The sequence below is a fragment of the Marinomonas sp. TI.3.20 genome (genome assembly GCF_038155025.1).
Classification (GTDB): Bacteria; Pseudomonadota; Gammaproteobacteria; order Pseudomonadales; family Marinomonadaceae; genus Marinomonas; species Marinomonas flavescens.
Window position 1 is genome coordinate 1 of the sequence record NZ_JBAKAS010000119.1, and the last position, 269, is coordinate 269.

Below are 269 nucleotides of genomic sequence, written 5' to 3' on the forward strand. Positions count from 1 at the left end.
GGCGGTTACCACGGAGTGGTCAATGACTGGGGTGAAGTCGTAACAAGGTAGCCCTAGGGGAACCTGGGGCTGGATCACCTCCTTAAACGATAGAAGCTCTGGTGAGCGTTCACACAAATTATCTGATACCTATCTTAAAAGCATTAGCGAAGAGTGCTAAGCAAGATGTTGAACTGATTATTCAGTGATTCAATTTCTGACTTAGTGCTTTGCACTAAACTTGCTCTTTAACAATTCGAATTTTGAAATAACGATAAATCAAGCGTTAA

Annotated in this window: 1 rRNA gene; it reads left to right on the forward strand. The window is 41.6% G+C overall.

From position 1 onward, the window contains the following. Positions 1 to 85: ribosomal RNA gene (locus tag V6259_RS19820) — 16S ribosomal RNA — on the forward strand; the annotation flags it as partial. Positions 86 to 269 lie beyond the last annotated feature (184 nt).